Source organism: Marinobacter maritimus, from assembly GCF_007671675.1.
GTDB classification, from domain to species: domain Bacteria; phylum Pseudomonadota; class Gammaproteobacteria; order Pseudomonadales; family Oleiphilaceae; genus Marinobacter; species Marinobacter maritimus.
In genome coordinates this window covers 771852-798011 of the sequence record NZ_VCGW01000002.1, presented here as the reverse complement: position 1 = coordinate 798011, position 26160 = coordinate 771852, and the positions used below count along the sequence as shown (strand labels likewise).

Sequence of the window (26160 nt, the reverse complement as noted above, 5' to 3'; positions counted from 1 at the left end):
ACTTTGCCGCCCCTCCTCAATCCAGATAGTACAGAGAGTCGACGTTTCTGCTCTGCACATCACCAACACTGTCGTTGTACCGGGGCATGGGTATCGCACAAAGGTCCTGAACCTGATCAGAATCCACCTTGGCCACACAGGCACGGAAGCGTGGCTCCAGCTTTAATTCCATTACCGTCTCAATAACACCGTCGCTGTGCTCATTAACCGCGACCATTTTGGCCCCACGGATGTAGCTGTCCACGTAGGTGCGGAACACGTCATTACGAAGAACGAAATCGTTCACGGTAGCGCTGCCATAGATAACAGTGCCGTAAACCCGCTCTGCAAGGTTTCGGTATGCATCCATCTGCGATGCCCTGCGCGCCATCAGCCGTTTGCGAGTGTTCAGCCGGTCCGCACTGACATCCTCATAAGTACCGAAGCCACTGACTCGCACCGTAACAGGCTCAAACCTTACGTCTGATTGAGCGCTGTTTCCGCCGCTGTCCCGGTGGCCACCTACGGGGGCGCAGGCCGCCAGTGTAAATGCCAGAAAGGGGATTAGTATCCAGCGAATGATCATGCTTTTGTCTCCAGAGATCGTTTCAGCTAACCGTTTCCGGTATCCATGAAAGATTCGCGCCAGTTTTTCTAACACGCTGATTAAAATCGTTTTCTGGGCAAACGGAACAAAGCGGAGTGTGAAACCGGCAATAAACTGCCTCTGTTTACACATCAAAGACAAACCGTTACCGCTTATGTCATGTCCGGGTACCCATATTGCTCTAATCTTTCAAAAGTTTAGAAATCCAGCAATTCATATCTCTTTTTTACCAAGGTACCCAAATGCACCAATATCGCCTGTCCAGACTGTTCATTGCCCTGAGTTTATCCGTGGCCACCACTTCCGCACTTGCCAGCCCTCAGGCATTCATGTCTTCACGCTCATTCGCCATGGGTGGAACCGGCGTAGCTGTTGCTCATCCTTCTTCTGCCACCTCAGCCAACCCGGCCATGATGGCTGCTGACCACCACTCATGGTCAGATGACTTTGGCCTCGCCCTGCCATCCATCAATGTAAGGGTTGCGGATGAAGAAGAAACGATAGATCAGGTTGATGACATTCAACAGACAATTGATGAACTTGAGGCAGCAATCAACACCTCAGATACAACCGATGCCCAACAACTGGCCGGCCAGCTACGTGAGCAATTCGAAGATTTTGATAAGGACACCATGCGTGCCAATGCCGGCCTCGGTCTCGCTCTCGCCATTCCGGGAAAGACACTGTCCGTTGGTGTGTTCAGCAACGGGAACCTCACTGCTACGGTCCGGGGTGAGTACGACCAGAGCGATGACGCAAAACTTCGAGCTATCGAAAATGGAATATTGATACCGGGCGCTACCGACGATCTCCAATCGCGCGGCAGAGTTCTTGCGTCCGCAGTCGTCGAAGCAGGTCTCAGCTTTGCACATGCTTTGGAGCTAAATAACGGCAGAACTCTGCAACTGGGCATTTCACCAAAGTATGTCGAGCTGAGAACTTACCAATACACAGAAACCGTTTCCGGCTTCGAAGATGACGAATTCGACGGTGATCAGTATCAGACCAGCAAGAGTGGCTTTAACCTCGACATAGGTGCGGCTTACGCTTTTGGCGATGAAAAACAATGGAACGCCGGTGTCGCCGTTAAAAACCTGATCCCGATGGAGCTGGATTCCGCGGCAAGCCGCCCATTGCTCGGCGAGCAAGTAAGATCTCTCAAGCTCAACCCAACGGCAACCGTGGGCATCGCGCACAAGAGCCCCTACCACGTTGTTACAGCCGAAATTGACCTGACCAAAAAAGAAGCCTTCGGTTTTGAAGATGACACTCAGTGGCTTGCGCTGGGCGCCGAATTTGATGCCTGGCGCTACGCCCAGCTCCGTGCCGGTGTCCGTCATAACCTGGCCAGCAACGACGATAACGAAGGCATTGAGGAGAAAACCCAGTTTACTGCCGGCCTCGGGCTCAATCTGATGGGCGTACGTTTTGACCTCGGCGCCCTGTTCAGCAGTGCCGATGTAGGTGCGGCTCTGGAGTTGGGCACTTCTTTCTGACCCGGCTCTGAGGGTTATTTCTGGCGTCAGGCAAGCCCTACAGAATAACGGGGTTTGCCTGACCCGCCCAGGCAAAGGATAATTCCCGCACACTTCTTCGAAAGGAACCTGCCCCTTCATGCAAACCTATCTGGTTGGCGGAGCCGTACGCGATGAATTACTGGGCCTGGAAGTCGAAGACCGGGACTGGGTAGTCGTAGGCGCGACCCCGCAGCAGATGCTCGCCCGGGGCTTTACCCAGGTTGGGTCAGACTTCCCCGTATTCCTGCACCCCAAAACCCATGAGGAATACGCCCTCGCCCGCACCGAGCGCAAGCAGGGGCACGGCTATCACGGCTTCAGCGTATACAGCGCGCCGGATGTCACGCTTGAAGAAGATCTGCTGCGCAGAGATCTGACCATCAATGCCATGGCGCGCTCGGAACAAGGCGAACTGACAGACCCCTTTAATGGAAAAAAAGATCTTGAATCGCGAGAGCTGCGCCACGTATCCGAAGCTTTTAAGGAAGACCCGCTTCGGATCCTGAGGACCGCACGTTTTGCGGCGCGCTTTCAGCCTCTTGGCTTTCGCGTTTGCACAGAAACCATGACCCTGATGCACACCATGGTTACCGACGGCGAAGTGGAACATCTTGTGCCCGAACGGGTATGGCAGGAGATCCAGCGGGCCCTGCATGAAAACACCCCCTGCACCTTTTTCCAGGTACTGCGAGACTGCGGCGCACTCGACGTACTGATACCCGAACTGGCATCTGAAGCCGACTTCCACGCTGCAATGAATGCCCTCAACTGCGTTCACGCCAACGACGGTTCTGCAGCAGAGCGCTATGCTGCACTGCTCGGCAGGCTTGATGAGCGCACCTGCGTGGCACGATCGAAGGCGATGAAAGCACCCAATGACTGCCAGCAACTTGCCAGGCTGGCAGCAGCGTTTACGCCAGTGATCAAGCAACTCGACCCAGTCCAGCCGAGCGCAGGCACACTTCTTGAGTTACTGGAAAAGTCCGACGTCTGGCGCCGGCCCGAGCGCTTCTCACAACTGATACAGGTGCTGGGATGCAGCCTTGACCCTGTGGACCGACAACTTCTTGAAGCACTCGAGAAAGCCGTCGTTGCCGCGTCGGACGTTGATCCTCAAACATTAATAAAGCAGGGGTTTTCCGGCAAAGAACTGGGCGAAGCAATCCGGACCGAGCGCCTGGCGCGTATAGCTCAGGCAGCTTCCTGGTCACCAACCTGAGGAAACTCCATGCCCGCAAATACACCCGTTGCCCTGATTACCGGTTCGGCGCATCGCCTTGGCGCCCGCACCGCGCAGTTACTCCACAAACAGGGCTGGAATCTGGTGATCCACTACCGGAGCCGTGACACGCAGGCCCAAAACCTCGCAGAAACCATGAACCACCAGCGCCAGAACTCTGCAATCGCGCTGCAGGCCGACCTGAGCGAACTGGCAGAGACAAAGCGCCTTGGCCATGAGGCAACGTTATACTGGGGGCGACTGGACGCGCTGGTTAACAATGCATCGGTGTTCTATCCGAACCCGACTGAGCAGGTGACTGAAGACGACTGGGACAGCATCATGCACACCAACCTGAAGGCGCCTTTCTTTCTTCTGCAAGCGTGCCTGCCTGCGCTGCGTGAGAGCTCCGGCAGTGTCGTGAACCTCATCGATATCTATAGCGAAAAGCCGCTGGAGGAACATCCACTTTACTGCGCCAGCAAGGCCGGTCTCGCCGCCCTCACCCGCTCCTGGGCCAATGACCTGGCACCCGAAGTGCGAGTAAACGGCGTCTCCCCCGGAGCCATTCTCTGGCCAGAAGGCGACACAGCGGTTAATGCAGACTATCAGCGTAAAATTTTGGCGAAAACGCCCCTGAACCGCACTGGCACACCGGACGACATCGCCCGAACCATTATGTTTTTGCTAACCGAAGCTCCGTTTATTACCGGGCAGATTATTTCTGTGGACGGTGGGCGAAGCCTGAATATGTAACCACCGTGATCGCGCCGAGCTTTTGCCGGCCCCGCCTTTCCGGCTACAATAGGCGCAGTTTTCCATGAGATAAGGGTAAGGCTCTGTCTGCTTTGCCTCCAGCCGCACAACATTTAAACGGAGAAACCCCATGCGTGATGTCGTCATTGTTGCCGCCCGGCGTACTGCCATCGGATCGTTTGGCGGAGGCCTTTCCAGCCTGCGTGCGGATCAGCTTGGCACTGCCGTTATCAAGGCACTGCTGGAAGAGACCGGTGTCGCCGGCGACCAGATCAATGAAGTACTGCTCGGCCAGGTGTTAACTGCAGGCTCTGGCCAGAACCCTGCCCGCCAGTCTGCCATTAATGCCGGCATTCCGGCGTCTGTGCCGGCAATGACCATCAACAAGGTGTGTGGCTCCGGGCTCAAAGCTGTGCATATGGCTGCACAGGCTATCCGCTGCGGCGATGCCGACATGATTATCGCCGGCGGACAAGAAAGCATGAGCCTGGCCCCTCACGTCCTGCCCAACAGCCGCAACGGTCAGCGCATGGGCAACTGGACCATGATCGACACGATGATTACAGACGGCCTCTGGGACGCCTTCAGCGATTACCACATGGGCGTCACGGCTGAGAACATTGTCGAGAAATACGGCATCAGCCGGGAAGAACAGGATAAGTTTGCCGCAGCGTCTCAGCAAAAAGCTGTCGCGGCGCAGGAAGCCGGGCACTTCGAGGGCGAAATCGTGCCGGTATCGATCCCCCAGCGCAAGGGTGACCCGGTCGTTATCAGCAAAGACGAAGGGCCCCGCGCCGGTGTAACCAGCGAAGGCCTGGGCAAGCTTCGCCCGGCCTTCAAGAAAGACGGCACGGTGACCGCTGGCAACGCTTCCTCGCTCAATGATGGTGCAGCGGCCGTCATGGTGTGTAGCGCAGAGAAGGCCAAAGAGCTGGGCCTGACCCCGCTGGTGACCATCAAAGCCTACGCCAACGCCGGCGTAGATCCGACCATCATGGGCACCGGCCCGATTCCCGCCAGCCAGCGCTGCCTGAAACTGGCCGGCTGGGGGGTTGACGATCTCGACCTGATTGAAGCCAACGAAGCATTTGCCGCCCAGGCCATCTCCGTCAATCGCGACCTGGGCTGGGATACCAATAAGGTTAACGTGAACGGCGGCGCCATTGCTCTGGGCCATCCCATCGGTGCGTCTGGCTGCCGTGTTCTGGTGTCGCTGCTGCATGAAATGGTGCGTCGCGATGCGAACAAAGGCCTTGCAACCCTGTGCATCGGCGGCGGCATGGGCGTCGCCCTGGCCGTGGAACGCTGAAAGCCCAATGCTGAATGTGGTGCTGTACGAGCCGGAGATACCGCCTAACACCGGCAATATCATCCGGCTTTGCGCCAACACTGGTTGCCGGCTGCATCTGATTGAGCCTCTGGGCTTTACTCTGGAAGACAAACAGATGCGGCGGGCCGGGCTGGACTACAGCGAATACGCCACAGTAAAGGTCCATAAAAGCTATCAGGCGTTCCTCGACAGCGAGCAGCCCCGGCGCCTGTTTGGCCTCACCACCAAAGGCCAGCGTTACTTCCATCAGGTTGCCTATCAGGACGATGACTACCTGATGTTCGGGCCGGAAACCCGCGGCCTGCCGGAAAGCGTGCGCGAAAGTTTAGCAGCAGGCCACTGCCTGAAAGTACCCATGTGCCCCGAGAGCCGCAGCCTGAACCTGTCGAACACCGCTGCGCTGGTGGTCTATGAAGCCTGGCGACAGCTAGGGTTCAAAGGCGCAAACCTTGAAAGTGAAGGCTCGGCATAAGCCGATACCCGCGCATCATCCTGAGGTATCACCAGCGGATAGCCCTCATCCAACTCCAGAACCCTTGCAGACAACCCATAAACCGCCGCCAGAACCGCCTCGGTGAGTACCGCCGAAGGCTGGCCTGAGATATAGCTCTGCCCCTGGTGGAGCAACATCAACCGGTCTGCAAATCTGGCTGCCAGATTCAGATCGTGGGCAACCGCCAACACTCCAAAACCTCGCTGCTTCGCCAGCCGCCGAAGCAAAGAAAATACCTGTTGTTGGTGCGCAGGATCCAGAGCCGAAGTGCACTCATCGAGCAACAGTAACACTGGGCCAGCTGTACTCCATACCTGCGCCAGTACCCGGGCCAGTTGAACCCGTTGCTGTTCACCGCCGGACAAGCCCGGCGCAAGGCGATGTCGCAGGTGGGTTATGTCCAGCAGTTCCATCAATTCCGAAAGAACAGGCATGCTTTTTGATAGCGGCTCGGGCGGGCGTCCCATACGCACAATTTCCTCTACCGTCAGAGGGAAGTTAACCTCAACCCTTTGGGGCATAACCGCTCTGTGCCTGGCCAGATCGCGGTTCGACCAATTTGACAAAGCCCGCCCGACAAACATCACCTGCCCCGCGCCCATCTTGTGCTCGCCCGCCAACCCTTTAAGCAAAGTAGACTTGCCCGCCCCATTGGGCCCCAAAATGACGAGCATTTCGCCCGCATCCAACTGAAAACCAAGGTCGCGGACGATCGGCTTTCCGGAGAGATGAACACCCAAACCGTCGACGTGCAAAAGCATCACGCTATCCTCGTTCTCAATAGCAGCAATAGAAAAAACGGGCCGCCTATCAACGCCATCATCAATCCTATGGGCAGTTCTGCCGGTGCAACCACAACCCGCGCCAGGCAATCAGCCCCCACCAACAGTGTTCCACCAGCAAGCGCGCTGGCCGGCAATACGATCCGGTGCCCTGCGCCCAGGGTTTGTCGCACAAGATGGGGTACAACCAACCCGACAAAACCAATCAGACCACTAACCGCCACAGCAGCACCCACGCCGAGCCCGGCGATCAGTATGGCTGCGCGCTTGGTCCAATCGGTGTTGTAGCCAAGGTGGCCGACCACCTGTTCACCTAACAGAAAGGCATCCAGCGGCCGTGCCAAAAAAGGCGCTGCACACAACGAAAGCAAAAGCCAGGGTGCGGCCATGGCAACATCATCCCAGGATGCATGACCCAGACTACCCATGGTCCAGAATGTCAGTGAGCGCAGCTCTTCATCAGAGGAATAAAACGTCAGCAAACCCGTACCTGCGCCTGCGATGGCATTGATAGCAATCCCCGCCAGCAGCAAGGTTGCTACCGATGTTTGCCCCGCTCTCCGGGCGATGCGCCAAGCCAGAAGAACCGTACCACTGCCGCCAAAAAAAGCGGCAATAGGCAGTGCCCACACGCCAGCCAGGTCGAGCCAACCTCCCAACCAAGTGCCGCCCAGCACGATAACGGCAATAGCCGCCAGGGACGCCCCTGCCGAGACACCGATAAGCCCGGGGTCTGCCAGCGGATTGCGAAACAGGCCCTGCAGAATCGCGCCCGAAACGGCCAACACTGCGCCCACCAGAAAGCCAAGAACCAAGCGAGGGAGGCGCACATCGAAAAGCACCATGCTGGCAACCTCGTCATCAAGATCACCCATCCATACCGCCAGGATATCGGCTGTAGAAAGCGGATAGGCGCCGCTGCTGACGGAAACCACAGAGACCGCAAAAGCGGCCCCGAGAATCATCAGTAAAGCCGGCCCTTTTGCCAGCCGGCCGGCACCATCAATGACCATTACGGGCAACCCGGCCCACTTTAGCCAATACACCCGCAACCTCTTCCATGGCTTGCGGCAGCCGGGGGCCAAAACCCAGCAACAGCATGCTGTCTCCTACGTAATGCCGGCCCTTCTTCCAGGCATCCAGTGCTGCCAGTTGCGGCCACTCGGCAATATCGAACTGACCGGGGCGGGATTCTGCGATAACAATGGCATCTGGCCAGGAGGCCAACAGTGCCTCACGGTTAGCAGGCTTGTAGCCGCTCACCTCATCCATTGCATTGCTCGCGCCAAGAGCTTGAAGAAGCGCATCAGCTGCAGTATCCCGGCCTGCGATCATGACTCCATGATTCCCCGCCGCCATCAGGAATAGCACCCGCACCGGCGAATTTCCCGCCACTGCACCAATGCGTTCAACTCTTTGTTGCATGTCGGCAACCATAGCCTCCGCCTGTGCGTCTTTGCCAAGAACCCGACCAATCTCACGAATACGCGCCATGGTATCCTCTGGCGAACGGGCTACTGGCAACTGGATGACTTCCACTCCAGACCGCTTAAGTCGCTCCAGCGTTTTATCTGGCGCAGCTTCAACGGTTGTCAGAAGCACATCCGGCCGCAGCGCCAGTACGCCTTCAAAAGGCAACGCACGCAAATAGCCCACTCTTGGCAGCGATCGAACTTCCGGAGGGTAGTTACTGGTCGTATCCACTCCCGCCAGGCTGCCCGCTGCCCCCAAGGCATAAACCGTTTCTGTGATGCTGCCATCGGCGCTGACAATGCGCGGCTCCGCGGCTTCCGCCAGCGTTAGGCCGAAGAAACAAGCCGCGCACACCGCAACCACTACTCTCATGCGCATAAGGTGCGCTCCAGCTTTTCAATTTCACCCTGCCAATGAGTAGATTCGGGGTTGCCTGGTTTGCGATTTCCGAACAGTGTAATCACTATCTCGCCGTCTGCGTTGTAGCCTTCCAGCGACGTAATAGTGCCATCGGTCGACGGCCTGCGAACCACAAACCAGTCTTTGATGCCATCGGTATTCGCGTGCAGATTGAAGCCTTTATCCAGCACATTAATCCACGGGCCCATGCGCTTCACATTATCTACCGTTCCGGAATAGATCTGGACAATACCCGGGTTCCCGACGAAGACCATGATCGAGCAGTTGCTGGATTTTGCCTGCTCCAGAATTCTGTCCAGCGGTGAACGGATTTCCGGGGTGGTGGCTTTCAGGCGAGTAACCCACTCAGTACCAACAAGTTCAATTGCTGTCAGGCGGTCCACTTTGTTGCGCTTGAGCATGGCGTGAAAGTGATGCACATCCTTCAGGCCGGACCAGTGCTTGCGTAGCGCTGCCACATCAATTGTGCCCGCATCTGCGCGCGGCTCCCGCGCCGGCACCTCAGTCAGCTGTGGAGCCGGTAGGGGGTTGTCCAGATAGTTACCCAGCAACACATTCCAGGCGGCGGAATCTGTGGCATCCGTTTTATAGATTTTGTGCAGGGCCAAACCGTAAGCACTAAAGAACTGCAGGCTTTCGCGGATTATTTTGCCCGCGTTCTCAGTTACCAAATATCCGTGGGCCCAATGGTTCAGAAACACCCGGACATCAATGTCGCCCACCGCAAGCCCCATGGCTCCCTTACCTGCTACGGTGAATTTTCTGAATGTAGCGGTTACTTCATGCACCACCTGATCGTTGCGGGTAAGAATCATCACATCGCCCACATTATCCATTGCCGACATTAGTGCGCCAAACGCCGGTTTCAATGGCCGAACGCCGTCTTCGCGACTAAGCAGTAATTCCAGCTCACTAACACCAAGAGCTTCAGCTGCATTGCGAATTCGGAGCTTGGGCTGCTCTTCAAGCAGCCCCTGCCAGCGTTGCGCAAGTGTCATTTCCGGTTCAGTAACGAGTGCTTCCATTTCAGTTCTCCTCGCTTGTGAGAGTGACCTGTTTCCAGCGGATTTCTGGCTGACCACTGTTACCGTCGGCCCCGTAATAGTTGATAATTTGCATCGCATATATGGGGGCAGAGGCATCTTCGGAGTCACTGTCGATCAGATACACACGGAAGTTGGGCCGTAGTTTGTGGGCACCCTGAAGGTTGTAGGCATACCAACTGCTGCCTGCGAACAGACCGCCGGTAGCGTCGGGGACGTAAGCATGCTCAAGAGATTCGCCTGTAGCATTATCGATTGTTGCGCTTGTGTAGGCTGACAACTCTGCCCAGGAAATCGGCCCTAGCGCCCCGCCCTGCCCCGTGCCGGATGGCCCGCTGTTGGTCTTGATGTACCACTCCCGACCAGAAAAACCGATCAGCACATCCCATGCATCCGAGGTGGCACAATCAACAGCTGCGCCTGTATCAAAATCGAAACAGGCATCGCCGCCGTCGTATTCAGCGGGCTCCGTGAAGCTAACCGTTGAACCCGAAAATTGGGTAGTACCCGCTGCCTGAACTTCAAATTCAAGGTTGAAGCTCTCAATACCGCTTCCGGCCCTGGTGGGGAAATCAAAATCCACGACGCGCATGCGTGCATAGCTGTCGCCCTCGCCGGAGCGAACCAGATAGCCTATGTCGGGAACCTCCGAAATAACGCCCCCGGCACCGTATGCCGACCAGCCATCCCCAAATGCATAGACCACACCATCGGACGTCCAGCTTTCCGGCACGGGAAATGAATCCGCAAGATGGTCCAGCTCGCCATCCGCTGTCGCGCCAACAAACTTGTTCAGATCCGGGTCACCGGCGACATCATAAAAATCCGCCTGTTCATCCCCCACCGCGCCCGCAACGCTGCCATTGCCGGAATCCCCCGAGTTAAGCAACACGCTGGTGCGATTGAAGGCCAGGTGCCAGTCCCCATCACTGGCAACCGTCTCTCCTGTAGCCAGGTTCAGATACCGGGTTTCAGCCATGGCATCAATCACTTGCTGACTGTAATCGCTATCCCCTTGCCCCCCTTCGTCCGTTTCTCCAGCTATCTTGTTTTCACTGCCGCCGCCACACGCAGTCATCATCAGGCCAAGAGCGGGAGCCAGATACTTCAGTTTGTGCTGATCCATGTAAGGGTTCCTTATTGTTCAATCGAGGGTGACAGTCATTGGCTGCCAAGAGTCATTGAGAAACCGGTATAGAGAAACCTACCGGCAATGGGCTGGAAGTCGTCAGGGTCGGAAAAATCACGCTGCGCATCGGTAAGATTGTCAATGCCCGCAAACAGCTTCAGCTCAGGGAGAAGCCGGTAATTGAGTTTGAAATCGACAGCGCTGTAAGCGGGGGATTTTCTGCCCAGGGAGGAATCAACATACTCAGAGCTCTGGTTACGGGCTCTTACTGACCAGGACAAGCCGTGCACGCCTGTCAGACCATCTATAGAAGCCTGTAGCTGATGTTGTGGGCGTCGGTTGAGGTCAATACCCGTTGCTACATCTTCCGTTTCGGTCCAGGTATACCCGGCAGATACGCGCCAGCCTTTGGAGATTTCCCAACCTACTGTGGACTCGACGCCCCAGGTGCGGGCCTGATCAATGTTGCTGTAGCGGTAGACCTGAACATTGTCCGTGCGTGCATCCGTTGCCTCTTGGTCTGCAGCGGTCTGAATCAGATCATCGATATCATTGAAAAAACCGTTTACATCAAACCAGATCTTCTTTTCAAAATGACCGCCAATGCCAAGCTGATAGCTAACAGACGATTCAGGTTCAAGTTCCGGGTTACCGTTAACAATGTATCCCAGCTGACTGTGATCAAAACGATAGTGGCGCTCTTTGAGGTTAGGAACACGATAGCCCGAGCCCACGCCAGCGCGAATGAAGCTGTCAAAGCCCTCTCCATCTTCAAAACCGAGACGGGCATTAATCTTCGGCGCCAGGTGATTACCGAAATCAGAATCCCGCTGCCCACGCAGGCCGCTGACGATCTCCAGATTGTCCATTACGAACCAGGTATCCTGAGCCCAAAGTTCATAGCCCTCCCTGGAGAACTCTTCATTGCTGGCAAGCTCTGAGACACCATCCTTGTACTGTTCAAGCGTTTCACGCCTCAGATCTGCCCCAATCTGGACGCTATGCGCATCGCCCACTGCGGATTCGATATGCCCGGAAGCCTGGGAGAGTGAGATATCCGCCTCACGCCGGTCAAAGGTGCCGGCAACGGAAAACTTGGACGTATCATCGCTCAATTGCTCGTGTAGCAATGCCCAGTTCCCACGCAGCCCGTTACCGTTACCATGATCGCCAGACAGGGTGGTTCTGAGACGGCGCACATCTTCGTCTTTACCTTGATTAATGGTGCCGCCTGGAAGTGCGCTAAAGCGAGAACTGGAGCTTTCATCAAAAACCGAGCCAGTCCAGGACAGTTTATTGTTCCCGGCTGGCAACCAGTCCAGACGGACTGTGGCATCGTTGCGATCGTACTCGTCCCCTGGGCGGGCCCAGGTTTCCGGCTCCGGATCAATGCCATCAGAGTGCTGCGATGAACCGGACACCCGCACGCCCCATTGCTCATTGCCAGCAGATACCGCCGCGCGACCGCTGTAGCGGGCAGCATCCCACTTCTCGCCGGAGGGATTCTGGTCACCGTAAGTACCGGCATCTGCGGAGAACATCCCTGTGATTCCCGGCCCCACGCCACGGGTAATCACATTAACAACGCCACCCATAGCCGCACTGCCGTACTGGGCCGAAACAGCGCCTTTTACCACCTCAATCCGCTCAATATCCAGCATCGCAAGCTGGCTCACATCAATGGCCGAACCAGTTGTAGCGCTCAACGGCATGCCATCCACCAGCACCAGTACACGGTCCGCATCGATACCCTGCAACCACACTTCATACCCCGGCTTACCGTGTATTTCCCGCAACTGCAGGCCAGGTACGTTTATGAGAGCTTCTTTCAGATTCCGTGCGTGGGTTTTTTCAATCTCCCTGGCGGTAACAACCTCAGTACGCACCGGAGTATCAAGAACCGTTCGCTCGCTGCGCGTGCCGGTAACAACCAACTCATCCAGATACCCGGCGGCATACAGAGGTGCAGAGGCTACGGCCAATGCAAAGAATGTGAGCGGATACAAACCGGTAAACAGCCAACGATAAGTGGAAGATTTCAAAACAAACCTCTTAATCATAAATGCGAATACGAGTAATTCTTATTCAAGCATTAACTTAAATCAAGATTTTTATGGATGAGATTCATTTTTATTTAAAGCGGGAGACGCGGAGGGCGATAAAACCGAAGGGCCAGAAACGAAACAGCCCGGCGCTTGCCGGGCTGTTCAGGGGTCAGATCAGAGCGAAACGGTCAGTGCGTCTTCTGCTCTTCTCCGGCTTCCCCAGCAGCCTCACTCTGCTTGCGCTGGAGCGCCTGAGCGTAGATGGCATCGAAGTTGACCGGTGCCAGCATCAATGCCGGGAAGCTGCCCTTGTTTACGACACCGTCGATGGCTTCACGGGCATAAGGGAACAGAATAGTCGGGCAGTAAGCGCCCAGCATCTGACCAAGTTGTGGTCCTTCGATGCCGGCCACGAGGAACACACCCGCCTGTTGAATTTCGACAATATAAGCGACCTTCTCGTCGATTTTCGTTGTTACTGTCAGCGACAGAACAACTTCATACTGATTGTCACTGACTTTGGTGTGAGCGGTGTTCAGGTCCAGATTCACCTGCGGCTTCCATTGCTCCTGAAACACCACCGGTGAGTTCGGGGACTCAAACGACAGATCCTTCACGTAAATACGCTGAAGGGCAAACTGGGCCTGGTTCTGGTTATCACTGCCTGCAGCGGCTTGCTGATTCTCAGCCATGTTAAGTCCTTTCCCTTTTGTAGAGTCGATAGAGTGGGCTCAAGACCCATTGTTATGATTACATCTGCCGAAACAGTCTACTGTCTGGCGGCGCTCGGTTATGTGAAACAGTGCGGCAGATCGGTGCTCAGATCAACCTCTGAAGCAGCCTCTACTTCTTCACCAGCGGCAAGTTGCTGGCTTTCCAGTCACTGACTCCGCCATTCAGTCGCACCACATTGGCGTAACCTTCGGCATTGAGCTGCTTAACCGCCATGGCGGAATGCTGTCCCATTTTATCCGCTACGATGATCTGTTTGTCTTTGTGCTTTTTCAATTCAGCAGCACGACTTTTCAGACTGTTCAGTGGAATATTCACAGAGCCGGTAATGCGGCCTTCGCCAAACTCTTTGCGATCACGGATATCAACCACTATGGCCTCATCCCGGTTGATCAGGCTAACGGCGCCCTGGGCAGAGATTTTAGCACCACCGCGCCTGGACTCCAGCACCAGAATAGCGACCAGAAAGGCCACAAACAGCGAGGCGAGAACGTAGTGGTTAACGACAAATTCAAACAACCGATCCATGAGGTTACCCTGAAAATAAGTTTGGGCGGATTATACACAGCCTGCTCGCCGGACAGAAGGTGACCATACAGGTGACGACTGTGGCCTCAAAGTGCAAAAATGGATAAGCTTCACATCGACTTCTGTAAACTTACCGCTTTTCTACTTCCGGACTGAATGATGACAGCACTGCGCAAGCCGACAGCACTGATAATTCTGGACGGCTGGGGCCATCGTGATCCCGCCGAAGACAACGCCATCAGCAACGCCAGTACACCTTTTTGGGACAAACTCTGGAAATCCAGGCCCCGAACTCTCATTAATACTTCCGGTATGTTTGTAGGGCTGCCACAGGGCCAGATGGGCAATTCAGAAGTCGGGCACATGAATCTGGGCGCCGGTCGCGTCGTTTATCAGAGCCTTACGCGCATTGACAAGGATCTCGAAGAAGGCACGTTCAATCAAAACCCGGCCCTGTGTTCCGCGATAGACAAAGCCGTGGGTAATGGCGGCGCCGTTCATCTTATGGGCCTGCTTTCGCCCGGCGGCGTTCACTGCCATGAAAATCATATGTTGGCAGCCGCTGAGCTTGCCGCCTCAAGGGGCGCAAAAGAAGTGTATATTCACGCGTTTCTTGATGGGCGTGATATGCCTCCTCGCAGCGCTCGCCCGTCCCTGGAGAAGGCTGCCGCGAAACTGAAAAGCCTTGGCGTTGGCCGGGTGGCATCCATTGTCGGTCGCTATTTCGCTATGGACAGGGATAACCGCTGGGACAGGGTTGAAGCCGCATACAACCTGATGACTCTGGGTGAATCGGAATTCACGGCCGCCGACCCCGTTTCGGGTCTGGAGCAGGCTTACGAGCGAGGTGAAAACGACGAATTCGTAAAGCCAACCCGTATCCAAAGTGCTGGTGAGCCCGCGGGCAACATTAATGATGGCGATGCAGTTCTGTTCATGAACTTCCGGGCTGATCGTGCACGGGAAATGACCCGCACGTTTGTAGGCGAGGACTTTGACGGATTTGAGCGCAAAAAACACCCCAAGCTCGCCGATTTTGTAATGCTTACAGAGTATGCTGCAGATATTGAAACGTCCTGCGCCTACCCACCTGAGACACTGGTTAACGGCTTGGGCGAGTATATGTCCAACCTTGGCAAAACCCAGTTACGCATTTCTGAAACCGAGAAGTACGCCCACGTAACCTTCTTTTTTAACGGCGGGCAGGAAACACCCTTTGCTGGCGAAGACAGAATTCTGGTGCCCTCACCCAACGTGGCCACCTACGACCTGCAGCCTGAAATGAGCGCACCGGAAGTAACCGACAAGCTGGTAGAAGCCATAAAGAGCGGCAAGTACGACCTGGTGGTTTGCAATTACGCCAACGGCGACATGGTGGGCCACACCGGTAAACTGGACGCCGCCATCAAGGCTGCGGAATGTCTTGACCAGTGCGTGCAGCGCGTGGTCGAAGCGCTGGAAGAGGTCGATGGTCAGGCACTGATAACGGCCGACCACGGCAACTGCGAGCAGATGACAGATCCGAATTCTGGCCAGGTTCATACAGCACACACCATCGGGCCAGTTCCTCTGGTTTACACGGGCAGCCGAGCAGTAAAGCTGAGTGACGACGGCAACCTGAGCGATGTAGCACCTTCCTTGCTCGCGTTGATGGGTCTGGAACAACCGAAAGAAATGACCGGGCATAGCCTGGTCAAAATCGGTTGATTCAGAAGCAGGCCTTGCCATTGCGTCTGACGGCATTACTGGCGTTCGCACTCACGTTTTCACTGGGTGCGGTGCCGGCAGCATCCGAGCAAGAGGTTACTCCAGCCCAGATTGAAGCCCTCAAGGAACGCATAGAGGATATTGATGGCTGGCTGGCCGATGCCGAAAAGGACCGCTCCTCCCTGGAGCGGCAGCTGGCCGATGCCGAACGCAAGATCAGTCGGCTGACACGCGAGCGTCGGTCTCTGCGAGAGCAGGTCAAAAAACAGCAGCAGCGTCTTGCCGGGCTCCAGGGCGAAGAGCGGGAACTGACACAAACCCTGGAACGCCAGCGCGAAAGCCTGAAACAGCAGATCCGCACAGCATGGATGGAAGGTGACGCCTCAGCCGTAAAAGTGCTGCTCAACGAAATCAATCCGGACAACATTGCCCGGACCATGACCTACTACGAATATCTCAGCCGCGACACGGTCGGGCGCCTGGAAGCCTTCCAGAAAAGCCTGCAAGAACTGAAGGTTACTCAAGCTGCCGTTCAGAGTACCCGAGCCGAGCTTGCAAAAACCGAGGCCGGCGTTATCAAGCGCCAACAGGAACTGCAGGCCTCTCGCCAGGAGCGCCAGATAACTCTCGCGGCTCTCAACAAGGACATAAGCAACCGTCGCAGCGAGAAAGATGAACTTGAATCGGATCGTAAGCGATTGCAGAAGCTGCTTTCGGAAGTTCAACAAGCCATTGCCAGTATTCCATCGCCAAACGAGTCACAGCCCTTTCCGTCGCTCAGAAATAAACTGCCCTGGCCTGCAAAGGGCAAGGTCACAAGCCGGTTTGGCGACAAATACGCAGATGGCAAACTAAGCAGAAACGGACTGCTAATTCAGACCAGCGAAGACGCGGAAGTAAAAGCCATTCACTACGGCCGCGTTGTGTTTGCGAACTGGCTCCGGGGCTTTGGACTGATAACAATTATTGATCACGGCGATGGCTACATGACACTCTATGGCCACAGCAGCAGTCTGTTTACCAGCCCCGGCGACTGGGTTGCCGCCGGAGAGGCCATTGCTTTGGCTGGTCGCACCGGGGGCACAGAAAGCCCGGCGCTTTATTTTGAGGTGCGCCATAATGGCAAACCAGACAACCCGGGGCGCTGGCTGGGCAAATGAAGCCCGGCAGCAGGGCTGACAAACGCGCCCGCTGACGCCATACTGTCGGGAACAGGGAATTCTGCTCAGCTTTCCGCTCAACTATCGGAATAACCACGGGATATGTGAATGAAACGGGTCCAAAGCAAACTCCAAGCCTTACCTTTGCGCTCTGCCATACTTGCCGCCTGTTTCTTCACTCTTCCCGGACTGGCGTTCGCACAGGACAAACCGGCAGCGGGCTCCCAGGTTCTGGAAGGCATCCAGGATGGAGAGCGTGTTGAAATCACCCTGCCCGACCCGGAAAAACAATTGCCGCTGGACGATCTGCGCAAGTTCACCGAGGTCTTCAGTCGCATCAAAGCTGCTTACGTTGAAGAAGTAGACGACAGACAGTTACTGGAAAGCGCTATCAAAGGCATGCTCTCCGATCTGGACCCGCATTCCACTTATCTGGCACCGAAAGACTATGAAAAACTGGAAGAGAGCACTTCCGGCGAGTTTGGCGGGCTGGGGATTGAAGTGGGCATGGAGAACGGTTTTGTAAAAGTTATTGCTCCCATTGACGATACGCCCGCCGATCAGGCCGGCGTTCAGGCGGGCGATCTGATCATCAAACTTGATGAGAAACCCGTAAAAGGCATGAGTCTGGAAGAAGCTGTGCAGCTCATGCGGGGCAAGCCCGGCACCATACTTACCCTGACCATCATGCGCGACGGTGAAAGCGCACCCGTTGAGATTGACGTTGAGCGGGCTGTTATCAAGGTCACCAGTGTAAAAAGCCGCATGATCGAAAACGGCTACGGTTATGTGCGGCTGACACAGTTCCAGGCAGAGACCGGCGGACAGTTCACAAAAGCACTGAACAAGCTCAAAGCGGATCATGGCGGCGTGCTTGACGGGCTGGTGCTCGACCTTCGCAACAATCCGGGCGGGGTGCTGCAGGCAGCTGTAGCAACTGCAGACGCACTTCTGGACGAGGGGTTGATTGTTTATACAGAAGGCAGAATCCAGAGCTCTCGCCTTCGTTTCAGCGCCAAAGACGGCGATGTGATGGCAGGAACCCCCATTGTTGTCCTGATCAACGGCGGTTCCGCCTCTGCATCCGAAATCGTTGCAGGGGCTCTGCAAGACCATGAGCGGGCCGTGATCATGGGCACCCAGTCCTTTGGCAAGGGTAGCGTCCAAACGGTTATCCCGCTGGATGAAACCCACGCGATCAAAATGACAACAGCTCGCTATTACACACCCGACGGGCGCTCGATCCAGGCCACAGGCATCAAGCCGGATATTGAAGTGAAGCCCGCAGAACTGAAGGAACTGGATAGCCGCCCATTCTTTACCGAAGCCGATCTGAGCGGCCACCTGATTGGCCAGGATGAGGAAGTGGAAGGTAACAGTAAGCAGCCGACGCCGGAGAATCAGGTCGGCTCAGTAGCCGACCGAGACTACCAGCTGCACTCAGCACTGAATTTGCTGAAAGGGCTACACATTCTCAACCGCAAGGGAGCTGACACAGCACAGTGAAGGCGCTCTCTAATCTGACTCTGGTTAGCCTGGCACTGGCCGCCCTGACTAGCCTTGCCTCTGGCGGCGTCGCGGCAGATCCGGCGAAAAGTGATGTGCCCCCAACCATCGCCATCATTATTGATGATATGGGACATAACCTGCACGAGGGCGAGCGGCTTGCCAACCTGGACCAGCCACTGACCCTGGCGTTCCTGCCCTATCGCCGGCACACAGGTGTGCTTGCCCGCCTGGCGCACAGCCGCGACAAGGAGATCATGCTGCACGCGCCCATGGCCAACACCCGCAACTTTGGCCTTGGCCCTGGCGGGCTAACACCGGATATGGATGAGCAGAGCCTGACAACCACTCTGCGCCGCGCCCTGCAGTCCATTCCCTACGTACGCGGTGTGAACAACCATATGGGCAGCTTGCTGACTCAGCAGCTCAAGCCCATGGACTGGGTGATGAAAGAGCTCTACCGCTACCCGGTGTATTTTGTCGACAGCAGAACCATTGCTTCATCCATTGCAGGCGACGTTGCCGCAGCTTATCAGGTACCCACCCTGACACGGGACGTTTTTCTGGATCACGAGCAAACGGAAGAATTTGTAGACAAGCAATTCAAAGAACTGATTCGGCGGGCAAAAGAGAACGGCAGTGCGGTCGGTATAGGCCACCCACATACCGTGACCGTCGATTACCTCGAAAAACATCTGCCGCTACTTGATGAACAAGGCATTGCCGTTGCCACGGTGAGCGGTCTCTGGGCGATACGTAACAACAACCGCAGGATGTTTGCAGAAGGGGAAAAGCAGACCATTCGGCCTGCTTTCGCTAAAAAAGACTAATCCCGGACTTCAATTCCCTGAGCTTTCATGAAGGCCTTGGCCTCTGGAATCGTGTGCTCGCCAAAGTGAAAGATAGACGCTGCCAGCACGGCATCCGCGCCACCTTTGGTTACGCCATCCGCCAGATGCTGCAGCTCACCCACACCGCCTGAAGCAATTACCGGTACAACGACCGCATCGCTGATTGCACGGGTCAGATCAAGATCAAAACCGATTTTGGTGCCGTCCCTGTCCATGCTTGTGAGCAGAAGCTCGCCGGCACCCATATCTACCATCTTACGGGCCCACTCCACAGCATCCAGACCTGTTGGCTTGCGACCGCCGTGGGTGAAGATCTCCCAGCGCAGTTCCTCACCTTCGGTACTGACTTTCTTGGCATCAATAGCCACGACAATACATTGGCTACCGAAGCGATCAGCAGCTTCACGCACAAACTCCGGGTTGAATACCGCTGCGGTGTTAATGGCCACCTTGTCTGCGCCGGCATTCAGCAGATTGCGTATATCCGCGACAGTGCGAACGCCGCCGCCGACTGTCAGCGGAATGAAGACTTCGGACGCCATGCGCTCCACGGTTTCATAGGTGGTGTCGCGGCTTTCATGGCTTGCCGTAATATCCAGAAAGGTAATCTCGTCGGCGCCCTGCTCGTTATAGCGACGGGCCACTTCCACAGGATCGCCGGCATCCCGAATATCCACAAAGTTGACGCCTTTCACAACGCGCCCTTTGTCCACATCCAGACAGGGAATAATACGCTTCGCCAGTGTCATAAGTTCTACCTTGTTCAGCCTTTCATGGAGTCACAGAACGCCTGGGCCTCTGCAACATCCAGGGTACCTTCGTAAATAGCACGGCCGGTGATAGCACCGATGATGCCCTTGTGAGCGACCGGCGCCAGCCGCTTGAGATCATCCATATTGGTTACGCCACCGGAGGCGATAACCGGAATGCCACCTTCTTCTGCCAGAGCAGCAGTGGCTTCAACGTTTACACCCTGCATCATGCCGTCGCGGTTGATGTCGGTGTAAACAATCGCTTCAACGCCATCGCTGGCAAAGCGTTTTGCCAGATCGGTCGCCATCACTTCGGAGACCTCGGCCCAGCCATCTGTGGCGACGCGGCCGTCTTTGGCATCCAGCCCCACAATAATGTGCCCGGGGAAGCGCTTGCACATTTCAGTCACGAACTCAGGTTCTTTGACCGCTTTGGTTCCGATAATAACCCACTGCACACCGGCTTTGAGATAGGCTTCGATGGTTTCCGCCGAACGGATACCGCCGCCAATCTGTATTGGCAGATCCGGGTACTTGCGTGCAATGGCTTTAACGATTTCTCCGTTAACCGGCTCGCCAGCAAACGCACCGTTCAGATCCACAAGGTGCAAGCGACGGGCACCGGCTTCCACCCAGCGAGTGGCCATATCAACCGGGTCGCCACCGAAAACGGTGGAGTCTTCCATACGGCCCTGGCGCAAGCGTACGCATCGGCCATCTTTCAGATCAATGGCGGGGATAATCAGCATGTTCCATTCCAGTCAGTAAAGTTCTTGAGAAGTTGCAGCCCTGCCCTGGCACTTTTCTCCGGGTGAAACTGCACAGCAAAAATGTTGTCCCGGGCCACCGCAGCCGCAAGATCAACGCCGTAATGGCTGCGCCCGGCGATGTCTGCGTTAGCTTCTGCCTCAGCGTAGTAACTGTGCACAAAGTAGAAGCGATCACCATCTGGAATACCCTGCCAAAGCGGGTGCTCCATGGCGTGATAAACCTCGTTCCACCCCATGTGAGGCACCTTCAGGCGCTCGCCGTTTTCTACCAGGTTCTCGCCAAAAAAACGCACTTCAGAAGGGAACAGGTTGATACAGTCAACGCCACCGTTCTCTTCGCTACGGGACATAAGCGCCTGCATGCCGACACAGATGCCGAGGAATGGCCGATCACGGGACACTTCCCGTACCAGCGTATCCACGCCCAGCCGGCGAATCTCTGCCATGCAATCACGTATGGCGCCGACGCCGGGAAGAATCACCCTGTCGGCTTCGCGGATTTTATCCGCATTGTCGGTTACCAGAACCCTGGTATCCGGGGCTACATGCTCTACCGCCTTACGGGCAGAGTGAAGGTTCCCCATGCCGTAGTCGATGATGGCAACGGTTTTCATGGTTAGTACGGTGTCCTTATGTGACTAGGAGCAGCTGAAAGCGGCTAAGAGCGGTGGTCTACAACAGGCCTTTGGTCGACGGTGTAATACCCGCCATGCGCTCATCCATTTCAATGGCAACACGCAAGGCGCGGCCGAAGGCCTTGAACACGGTTTCGATCTGATGGTGGGTATTCTTGCCCCTCAAAGTATCGATGTGCATCGTCACCAGAGCGTGGTTAATAAAACCACGGAAGAACTCTTCAAACAGGTCCACATCAAATCCGCCCACGGTGCTGCGGGTAAAGGGTACTTCCATAATCAGACCCGGGCGGCCGGAAAGATCAATCACCACGCGGGAGAGCGCTTCATCAAGGGGCACATAGGCATGACCGTAGCGGCGAATACCTGTTTTATCGCCAACCGCCTGCTTAAAGGCCTGGCCCAGGGTAATGCCCACATCTTCTACCGTGTGATGATCGTCAATGTGCAGATCACCTTTGGAAACGATGGTGAGATCGATCAAGCCATGACGGGAAATCTGCTCCATCATGTGCTCAAGGAACGGCACGCCGGTATCAAAGCTCGATTTACCGGTGCCGTCGAGATTGATTTCAACGCTGATCTGGGTTTCAAGGGTATTTCGTTCTACCCGAGCCTTACGTTCGGCCATGGGGACTCCGTAGCAAATTGAGGTGGCACAACGCCGGAAAACTTCATTCCGGGATTATACCTTTTATGCCCTCAGGAGTCCCATAGCGGGGTTAATCGGCACGATAGCCAGTCTGCCTGCAAAAAAATCAGAAAGCCTTCTTCAAATTGTTCATATACGTATCCACCAGACCGTTGAACTCGTGCTTGATAACGGGGCTGATAGCGAGTTTCAGCAAGCCGGGCAATGGCAGTGTCAGTTCGGCGCTGGTCTGGAATTTCGCGGCCGTCGCCTTGTCGCCTTTTGCCGCCAACGTCCAGGATCCACGCACCAGACCGTTACCTTCTCCTTTCACCGGCTCCCAGGTAATTTTTCCAGCCTCCTTGTCCGAATAGTACTTGCTGGCGTATATGGACTGGATTGCGTGCTTGTCGATACCCACCTTTTCCATTTCCCAGCGGTAGATATTGTCGCCCAGATCGGTCAGTTTGTGGACTTTCGGAAAATGACTTGCAGAGCGAGGCACATCCGCCAGCAGCGCAAAAACCTCATCATAGCTACCCGGAATTTCAAGTTCCCGGTTCAGTTCAATCGACACAGTAATAGCCACAGCGAACTCCTTATTATGTTTATGCGAACCACTTTTTATCTTGAAGCGTAACAGTCGAGCCAGAAAACAATGGGTGCATTTTGGCCTAACACTACGGCATTGTCATACTCCCGCCCTGTTAATTTGTTAACCCTGCGTTATCCTTTAGCATATTCGCGCCCGGATTCGCTTTGAATCCTGAAAGCTCCCGCACCAAGAAAGGAAGCCTGAATCATGAAAGCCATACGTTATGCGCTGATCGCCATCGTTGCACTTGTTGTTCTCGCCATCGGCGCGATTGCTATTGCCATGGCCGTTATCAACCCGAACGATTACAAACCGCAAATCGAAAAAGTGGTTGAGGATAAAACCAACCTGGACCTGATTCTGGACGGCGATATCGGATGGTCTTTTATTCCACTCGGGCTTGAGCTGAACGATGTCGAGGCCACCCTGGATGGCGAGCGCCTGATTGCACTGAAACAACTGGTCGCACAGGTCGACTTCTGGTCTTTGATTGCCATGTCGCCGCAGGTCAGCACTTTCGTTCTGGATGGCCTCGACGCGCGCTTGACGGTTAATGAACAGGGTGAAGGCAACTGGACTCGCATCATGCCGGAGCCAGCAGACGGTGTCGCGCAGAAGGACAAACAGGACGTTGCCAGCGAGCCAGAACAACCAGCCACCACGGAAACCGGCGACGGGCAAGGCAGCAGTGAGCCTCTGAATTTCAATATCGAGAACGTCCAGATCAGCAATGCACAGGTACATTACAGCGACCTGCAAACCGGCCAGACGGTGACACTTGAAGATTTCACCGTAAACGCCAGCAACATTACTCTGGGCTCTGAATTCCCGCTTGAAGTTGGCTTTCGCGTAGAAACAACGCAACCACAGTTTTCTGTAGACGGGAGCATCCAGGCCCGCCTGGCGGCCAACGAAGCGCTGAACGACTTTGCCGTTTCCGGCCTGGACGCCGAATTCAAAATGAACGGCGAAGCTTTTGCCGGCAAATCGGTAACGGCCAACCTGGGCGGTTCCGCCAAAGCCAACCTGGAAAACGAAACGGCGACGCTGAGTGACTTCACCGCCAGCCTCGCAAACCTGACACTGGAAACCAATCTTGATGTTAAGGGCTTTGGCGACAAGCCAACCGTGCAAGGCAAAATAGCCATCGCCGAGTTTTCCCTCAAGGACCTGCTCGAAAACCTGGGGCAACCCGCCGTTGAAACGACTGATGAAAATGTATTGCAGGCTCTCGCGTTCTCGACCAGCATTGGCGGCGATGCGGGTAAGCCAGCGTTGTCAGATCTCGTGATCAAACTGGATGACACCACATTCAAAGGCTCCGGCAGCTATAACCTCGACAACGGCGGCATTGTATTTAATCTTCAGGGCGACAAGCTCAACGCAGATCGCTACCTGCCGCCAAAGGTTGAAGGCGAGACGGCTACGGAAAGTGCCAACGATGCTCCCGCACAGACGGCAGGAACGGCTCCGGAGGGCGACCTTCTGCCACTGGAAACCTTGCGCAGCCTGCTGCTGGATATCGATTTCGGGCTGGGCGAACTGACTGTAAGCAACCTGACCATCAACGAAATCAAAGCCAGCACAACTGCCAGCAACGGCTTGCTGAAAGTAGACGAGTTCAGCGGCAAACTTTACGAGGGCAGCTTTGGCGCCAAAGCCACCATTGATGCCCGCAGCGATACCCCGAAGTGGTCAATCAACTCCGATGTAAGCAATGTGCAGACTCTTCCAATGCTGGCTGATGTGGCGGAAGTCACCATGCTGTCTGGTGGTGCCAACCTCAAAATAAACGCCACCACCTCCGGGAACCGTATCTCGGTTCTGCGGGACAAGGCAGATGGGCAGATCAGCTTCAATCTTGCTGAAGGCCAGTTCCGTAATATGAACCTGACCCGCATGGCCTGCCAGGGTATTGCGCTGGTTAATCAGGAGCAGTTGACGACTGATGACTGGGGCGACACGACCCCGTTCAACGACATGCGCGGCACCCTGGAGATCAACGGCAACACTTTCAACAACACGAACCTGATCGCGTCGCTGGCAGGCATGAAGCTCGAAGGTAAGGGCACCGTTGATATGAAGCAGTCTCTGGTTGATTACGAACTGGGCTTGCGGATTGTTGGCGAAATTCATCGCGATAACGCCTGCCGGGTAACCGAATATGTCGAAGACGTTGTTATTCCGGTCGAGTGCCGAGGTGATTTCTCGGACGGCGCAGCCAGCCTGTGCTCCTTTGATGGCTCGCGCTTCCGCGACGCGCTGAAAGACATTGCAGCAAACGCCGCGCGGAAAAAGGCCAACGAAGAAGTGGACAAAGCCAAAGAAAAAGTTGAAGAGAAGGCTCGCGAAAAACTCGAAGAGAAGCTCGGCGAGGGTGCGGGCGACAAGGTAAAAGATGCTCTCAAAGGCCTGTTCAAGTGATAGCAGACAGGTTCGTTGAAAGCCTTCTGGAATGGTACGACCAAAACGGCAGGCATAACCTGCCGTGGCACCACAACCGCAATGCCTACCGGGTTTGGGTTTCCGAGATCATGCTTCAGCAAACCCAGGTTGCAACTGTTATCCCCTATTTCCAGGCCTTCATGGAACGCTTCCCGGATGTGCAGTCCCTTGCAAAGGCGCCGGTCGATGACGTGCTCAGCCACTGGTCCGGGCTGGGCTATTACGCCCGTGCACGCAATCTGCAAAAAGCCGCCGTGTCTGTTGTGGAGGATTTTGGCGGTACTTTCCCCGACACACAGGATGAGCTGGAAAGCCTCACCGGCATCGGCCGCTCCACTGCAGCCGCAATTGTTGCCCAGGCATACGGCAAGCGCGCAGCCATTCTTGATGGCAATGTGAAACGGGTACTGGCCCGCTATCACGCCGTTCCCGGCTGGCCCGGGCAAGCTCCCGTGCTGAAGAAGCTCTGGGAACACGCCGAGGCACATACACCGAACGAACGTGTACGGGACTATACCCAAGGCATCATGGATCTGGGCGCGATGGTATGCACGCGCAGCCGACCGGCCTGCAATGATTGCCCTCTGCAACAAGGCTGCACCGCATACGCCAGAGATGAGACCAGCCTCTACCCCGGCTCCAAACCTAAAAAAGCGAAACCTGAAAAAACCACCTGGATGGTCATACTGGAAGATCACGAAGGCCGGATCCTGCTGGAGCGTCGCCCGCCCAGCGGTATCTGGGGTGGCCTCTGGAGCTTACCGGAACTGGACCCGGCTTATGGTGCGGAGGAGCTCCAGGAAGCCTGTGAACAGAGCCTTGGATTTAACTGCGGAGAACCGGAGCTGATCAGCAGTTTCCGCCATACGTTTTCCCATTATCACCTCCACATCCAGCCGGCCCGGCTGGACGTGACCGGGCAAAATAACGTGAAGGATGATGCGCAGCAAAAATGGCTGCACAGGCACGAAGCACTGACCCTTGGCCTGCCTGCGCCAATCCGCACGCTGCTCACCAATCCGGAACAAACCACCCTGCTCTGATAACTCTGTCCC

Annotated in this window: 25 protein-coding genes; 11 read left to right on the top strand and 14 right to left on the bottom strand. The window is 55.7% G+C overall.

What is annotated here, in order from left to right:
• Positions 1 to 16 precede the first annotated feature (16 nt).
• Positions 17 to 565 carry an LPP20 family lipoprotein gene (locus tag FFI90_RS10750; RefSeq protein WP_144777999.1) on the bottom strand — a complete coding sequence of 183 codons (549 nt, stop codon included), beginning with the start codon at positions 563 to 565 and terminating at the stop codon, positions 17 to 19.
• A gap of 263 nt (positions 566 to 828) precedes the next feature.
• Between FFI90_RS10750 and FFI90_RS10745 the strand changes: the two genes are divergently transcribed.
• The 5 genes from FFI90_RS10745 to trmL all read left to right on the top strand — a co-directional run bounded on the left by FFI90_RS10745 (position 829) and on the right by trmL (position 5880).
• On the top strand, positions 829 to 2082 hold the full coding sequence (locus tag FFI90_RS10745; RefSeq protein WP_144777998.1) for a conjugal transfer protein TraF: 1254 nt from the start codon (positions 829 to 831) through the stop codon (positions 2080 to 2082).
• A gap of 118 nt (positions 2083 to 2200) precedes the next feature.
• Entirely contained in the window at positions 2201 to 3322 is a 1122-nt protein-coding gene (locus tag FFI90_RS10740; protein WP_144777997.1) for a tRNA nucleotidyltransferase/poly(A) polymerase-related protein, read from the top strand.
• 9 nt (positions 3323 to 3331) lie between these two features.
• Positions 3332 to 4078 (top strand): pteridine reductase, encoded by a 747-nt coding sequence (locus FFI90_RS10735; RefSeq protein ID WP_144777996.1) that lies wholly within the window; start codon positions 3332 to 3334, stop codon positions 4076 to 4078.
• A 130-nt stretch (positions 4079 to 4208) separates the two neighbouring features.
• Positions 4209 to 5387 (top strand): acetyl-CoA C-acetyltransferase, encoded by a 1179-nt coding sequence (locus tag FFI90_RS10730; protein WP_144777995.1) that lies wholly within the window; start codon positions 4209 to 4211, stop codon positions 5385 to 5387.
• Between the two features lie 7 nt (positions 5388 to 5394).
• Positions 5395 to 5880 carry a tRNA (uridine(34)/cytosine(34)/5-carboxymethylaminomethyluridine(34)-2'-O)-methyltransferase TrmL gene (gene trmL / locus FFI90_RS10725; RefSeq protein ID WP_144778335.1) on the top strand — a complete coding sequence of 162 codons (486 nt, stop codon included), beginning with the start codon at positions 5395 to 5397 and terminating at the stop codon, positions 5878 to 5880.
• On the opposite strand, the gene FFI90_RS10720 is transcribed toward trmL, so the two are convergent.
• The 8 genes from FFI90_RS10720 to FFI90_RS10685 all read right to left on the bottom strand — a co-directional run bounded on the left by FFI90_RS10720 (position 5817) and on the right by FFI90_RS10685 (position 14053).
• Positions 5817 to 6662 (bottom strand): heme ABC transporter ATP-binding protein, encoded by an 846-nt coding sequence (locus FFI90_RS10720; protein WP_144777994.1) that lies wholly within the window; start codon positions 6660 to 6662, stop codon positions 5817 to 5819. The genes trmL and FFI90_RS10720 overlap by 64 nt on opposite strands.
• On the bottom strand, positions 6662 to 7696 hold the full coding sequence (locus FFI90_RS10715) for a FecCD family ABC transporter permease (RefSeq protein WP_144778334.1): 1035 nt from the start codon (positions 7694 to 7696) through the stop codon (positions 6662 to 6664). The genes FFI90_RS10720 and FFI90_RS10715 overlap by 1 nt, the downstream gene beginning before the upstream one ends.
• Positions 7686 to 8534, bottom strand: a complete 849-nt coding sequence (locus tag FFI90_RS10710; protein ID WP_144777993.1) for a heme/hemin ABC transporter substrate-binding protein — start codon at positions 8532 to 8534, stop codon at positions 7686 to 7688. Before FFI90_RS10710 ends, FFI90_RS10715 begins: the two co-directional genes overlap by 11 nt.
• Positions 8525 to 9601 carry a hemin-degrading factor gene (locus tag FFI90_RS10705; protein WP_144777992.1) on the bottom strand — a complete coding sequence of 359 codons (1077 nt, stop codon included), beginning with the start codon at positions 9599 to 9601 and terminating at the stop codon, positions 8525 to 8527. Before FFI90_RS10705 ends, FFI90_RS10710 begins: the two co-directional genes overlap by 10 nt.
• Before the next feature lies 1 nt (position 9602).
• Complete coding sequence (locus tag FFI90_RS10700) at positions 9603 to 10745, bottom strand: HmuY family protein (protein WP_144777991.1); 1143 nt, start codon at positions 10743 to 10745, stop codon at positions 9603 to 9605.
• A gap of 35 nt (positions 10746 to 10780) precedes the next feature.
• Positions 10781 to 12790: a TonB-dependent receptor plug domain-containing protein gene (locus FFI90_RS10695; RefSeq protein WP_246123479.1), complete on the bottom strand. Its 2010-nt coding sequence runs from the start codon at positions 12788 to 12790 to the stop codon at positions 10781 to 10783.
• Positions 12791 to 12981: 191 nt separating this feature from the next.
• Entirely contained in the window at positions 12982 to 13485 is a 504-nt protein-coding gene (gene secB / locus FFI90_RS10690; protein WP_144777989.1) for a protein-export chaperone SecB, read from the bottom strand.
• A gap of 151 nt (positions 13486 to 13636) precedes the next feature.
• Entirely contained in the window at positions 13637 to 14053 is a 417-nt protein-coding gene (locus tag FFI90_RS10685) for a rhodanese-like domain-containing protein (RefSeq protein ID WP_144777988.1), read from the bottom strand.
• Between the two features lie 159 nt (positions 14054 to 14212).
• Between FFI90_RS10685 and gpmI the strand changes: the two genes are divergently transcribed.
• From gpmI to FFI90_RS10665, 4 genes are all read left to right on the top strand, one after another.
• Positions 14213 to 15760, top strand: a complete 1548-nt coding sequence (gene gpmI / locus FFI90_RS10680) for a 2,3-bisphosphoglycerate-independent phosphoglycerate mutase (RefSeq protein ID WP_144778332.1) — start codon at positions 14213 to 14215, stop codon at positions 15758 to 15760.
• A gap of 20 nt (positions 15761 to 15780) precedes the next feature.
• Positions 15781 to 16920, top strand: coding sequence for a murein hydrolase activator EnvC family protein (locus FFI90_RS10675; RefSeq protein WP_144778333.1), 1140 nt, complete (start codon positions 15781 to 15783; stop codon positions 16918 to 16920).
• 108 nt (positions 16921 to 17028) lie between these two features.
• Positions 17029 to 18426, top strand: a complete 1398-nt coding sequence (locus FFI90_RS10670) for a S41 family peptidase (protein WP_144777987.1) — start codon at positions 17029 to 17031, stop codon at positions 18424 to 18426.
• A 14-nt stretch (positions 18427 to 18440) separates the two neighbouring features.
• Positions 18441 to 19256, top strand: coding sequence for a divergent polysaccharide deacetylase family protein (locus FFI90_RS10665; RefSeq protein WP_144778331.1), 816 nt, complete (start codon positions 18441 to 18443; stop codon positions 19254 to 19256).
• Here FFI90_RS10665 and hisF read toward each other — a convergent pair.
• From hisF to FFI90_RS10640, 5 genes are all read right to left on the bottom strand, one after another.
• On the bottom strand, positions 19253 to 20026 hold the full coding sequence (gene hisF, locus FFI90_RS10660; protein ID WP_144777986.1) for an imidazole glycerol phosphate synthase subunit HisF: 774 nt from the start codon (positions 20024 to 20026) through the stop codon (positions 19253 to 19255). The genes FFI90_RS10665 and hisF overlap by 4 nt on opposite strands.
• A gap of 14 nt (positions 20027 to 20040) precedes the next feature.
• Positions 20041 to 20778, bottom strand: coding sequence for a 1-(5-phosphoribosyl)-5-[(5-phosphoribosylamino)methylideneamino]imidazole-4-carboxamide isomerase (hisA, locus tag FFI90_RS10655; RefSeq protein ID WP_144777985.1), 738 nt, complete (start codon positions 20776 to 20778; stop codon positions 20041 to 20043).
• The gene (gene hisH, locus FFI90_RS10650) at positions 20772 to 21413 is read right to left on the bottom strand and encodes an imidazole glycerol phosphate synthase subunit HisH (protein ID WP_144777984.1); all 642 of its coding nucleotides are present in this window, start codon (positions 21411 to 21413) and stop codon (positions 20772 to 20774) included. The genes hisA and hisH overlap by 7 nt, the downstream gene beginning before the upstream one ends.
• Before the next feature lie 58 nt (positions 21414 to 21471).
• Positions 21472 to 22065, bottom strand: coding sequence for an imidazoleglycerol-phosphate dehydratase HisB (hisB, locus tag FFI90_RS10645; protein ID WP_144777983.1), 594 nt, complete (start codon positions 22063 to 22065; stop codon positions 21472 to 21474).
• A 127-nt stretch (positions 22066 to 22192) separates the two neighbouring features.
• Positions 22193 to 22654, bottom strand: coding sequence for an SRPBCC family protein (locus FFI90_RS10640; protein ID WP_144777982.1), 462 nt, complete (start codon positions 22652 to 22654; stop codon positions 22193 to 22195).
• Between the two features lie 213 nt (positions 22655 to 22867).
• On the opposite strand from FFI90_RS10640, the gene FFI90_RS10635 reads away from it, so the two are divergent.
• Both FFI90_RS10635 and mutY read left to right on the top strand, forming a co-directional pair.
• Positions 22868 to 25084, top strand: coding sequence for an AsmA family protein (locus FFI90_RS10635; RefSeq protein ID WP_144777981.1), 2217 nt, complete (start codon positions 22868 to 22870; stop codon positions 25082 to 25084).
• On the top strand, positions 25084 to 26148 hold the full coding sequence (mutY, locus tag FFI90_RS10630; RefSeq protein ID WP_144778330.1) for an A/G-specific adenine glycosylase: 1065 nt from the start codon (positions 25084 to 25086) through the stop codon (positions 26146 to 26148). The genes FFI90_RS10635 and mutY overlap by 1 nt, the downstream gene beginning before the upstream one ends.
• Positions 26149 to 26160: the final 12 nt, after the last annotated feature.

What these genes read in the sequence shown, in the direction of transcription:
- trmL (WP_144778335.1), top strand. Translation starts at nt 5,395, where the DNA reads ATGCTGAATGTGGTGCTGTACGAGCCGGAGATACCGCCTAACACCGGC.
- FFI90_RS10720 (WP_144777994.1), bottom strand. Translation starts at nt 6,662, where the DNA reads ATGCTTTTGCACGTCGACGGTTTGGGTGTTCATCTCTCCGGAAAGCCG.
- hisH (WP_144777984.1), bottom strand. Translation starts at nt 21,413, where the DNA reads ATGAAAACCGTTGCCATCATCGACTACGGCATGGGGAACCTTCACTCT.
- hisB (WP_144777983.1), bottom strand. Translation starts at nt 22,065, where the DNA reads ATGGCCGAACGTAAGGCTCGGGTAGAACGAAATACCCTTGAAACCCAG.
- FFI90_RS10715 (WP_144778334.1), bottom strand. Translation starts at nt 7,696, where the DNA reads ATGGTCATTGATGGTGCCGGCCGGCTGGCAAAAGGGCCGGCTTTACTG.
- hisA (WP_144777985.1), bottom strand. Translation starts at nt 20,778, where the DNA reads ATGCTGATTATCCCCGCCATTGATCTGAAAGATGGCCGATGCGTACGC.
- secB (WP_144777989.1), bottom strand. Translation starts at nt 13,485, where the DNA reads ATGGCTGAGAATCAGCAAGCCGCTGCAGGCAGTGATAACCAGAACCAG.
- gpmI (WP_144778332.1), top strand. Translation starts at nt 14,213, where the DNA reads ATGACAGCACTGCGCAAGCCGACAGCACTGATAATTCTGGACGGCTGG.
- FFI90_RS10635 (WP_144777981.1), top strand. Translation starts at nt 22,868, where the DNA reads ATGAAAGCCATACGTTATGCGCTGATCGCCATCGTTGCACTTGTTGTT.
- FFI90_RS10670 (WP_144777987.1), top strand. Translation starts at nt 17,029, where the DNA reads ATGAAACGGGTCCAAAGCAAACTCCAAGCCTTACCTTTGCGCTCTGCC.
- FFI90_RS10750 (WP_144777999.1), bottom strand. Translation starts at nt 565, where the DNA reads ATGATCATTCGCTGGATACTAATCCCCTTTCTGGCATTTACACTGGCG.
- FFI90_RS10710 (WP_144777993.1), bottom strand. Translation starts at nt 8,534, where the DNA reads ATGCGCATGAGAGTAGTGGTTGCGGTGTGCGCGGCTTGTTTCTTCGGC.
- FFI90_RS10745 (WP_144777998.1), top strand. Translation starts at nt 829, where the DNA reads ATGCACCAATATCGCCTGTCCAGACTGTTCATTGCCCTGAGTTTATCC.
- FFI90_RS10730 (WP_144777995.1), top strand. Translation starts at nt 4,209, where the DNA reads ATGCGTGATGTCGTCATTGTTGCCGCCCGGCGTACTGCCATCGGATCG.
- hisF (WP_144777986.1), bottom strand. Translation starts at nt 20,026, where the DNA reads ATGACACTGGCGAAGCGTATTATTCCCTGTCTGGATGTGGACAAAGGG.
- FFI90_RS10735 (WP_144777996.1), top strand. Translation starts at nt 3,332, where the DNA reads ATGCCCGCAAATACACCCGTTGCCCTGATTACCGGTTCGGCGCATCGC.
- FFI90_RS10705 (WP_144777992.1), bottom strand. Translation starts at nt 9,601, where the DNA reads ATGGAAGCACTCGTTACTGAACCGGAAATGACACTTGCGCAACGCTGG.
- FFI90_RS10685 (WP_144777988.1), bottom strand. Translation starts at nt 14,053, where the DNA reads ATGGATCGGTTGTTTGAATTTGTCGTTAACCACTACGTTCTCGCCTCG.
- FFI90_RS10740 (WP_144777997.1), top strand. Translation starts at nt 2,201, where the DNA reads ATGCAAACCTATCTGGTTGGCGGAGCCGTACGCGATGAATTACTGGGC.
- FFI90_RS10700 (WP_144777991.1), bottom strand. Translation starts at nt 10,745, where the DNA reads ATGGATCAGCACAAACTGAAGTATCTGGCTCCCGCTCTTGGCCTGATG.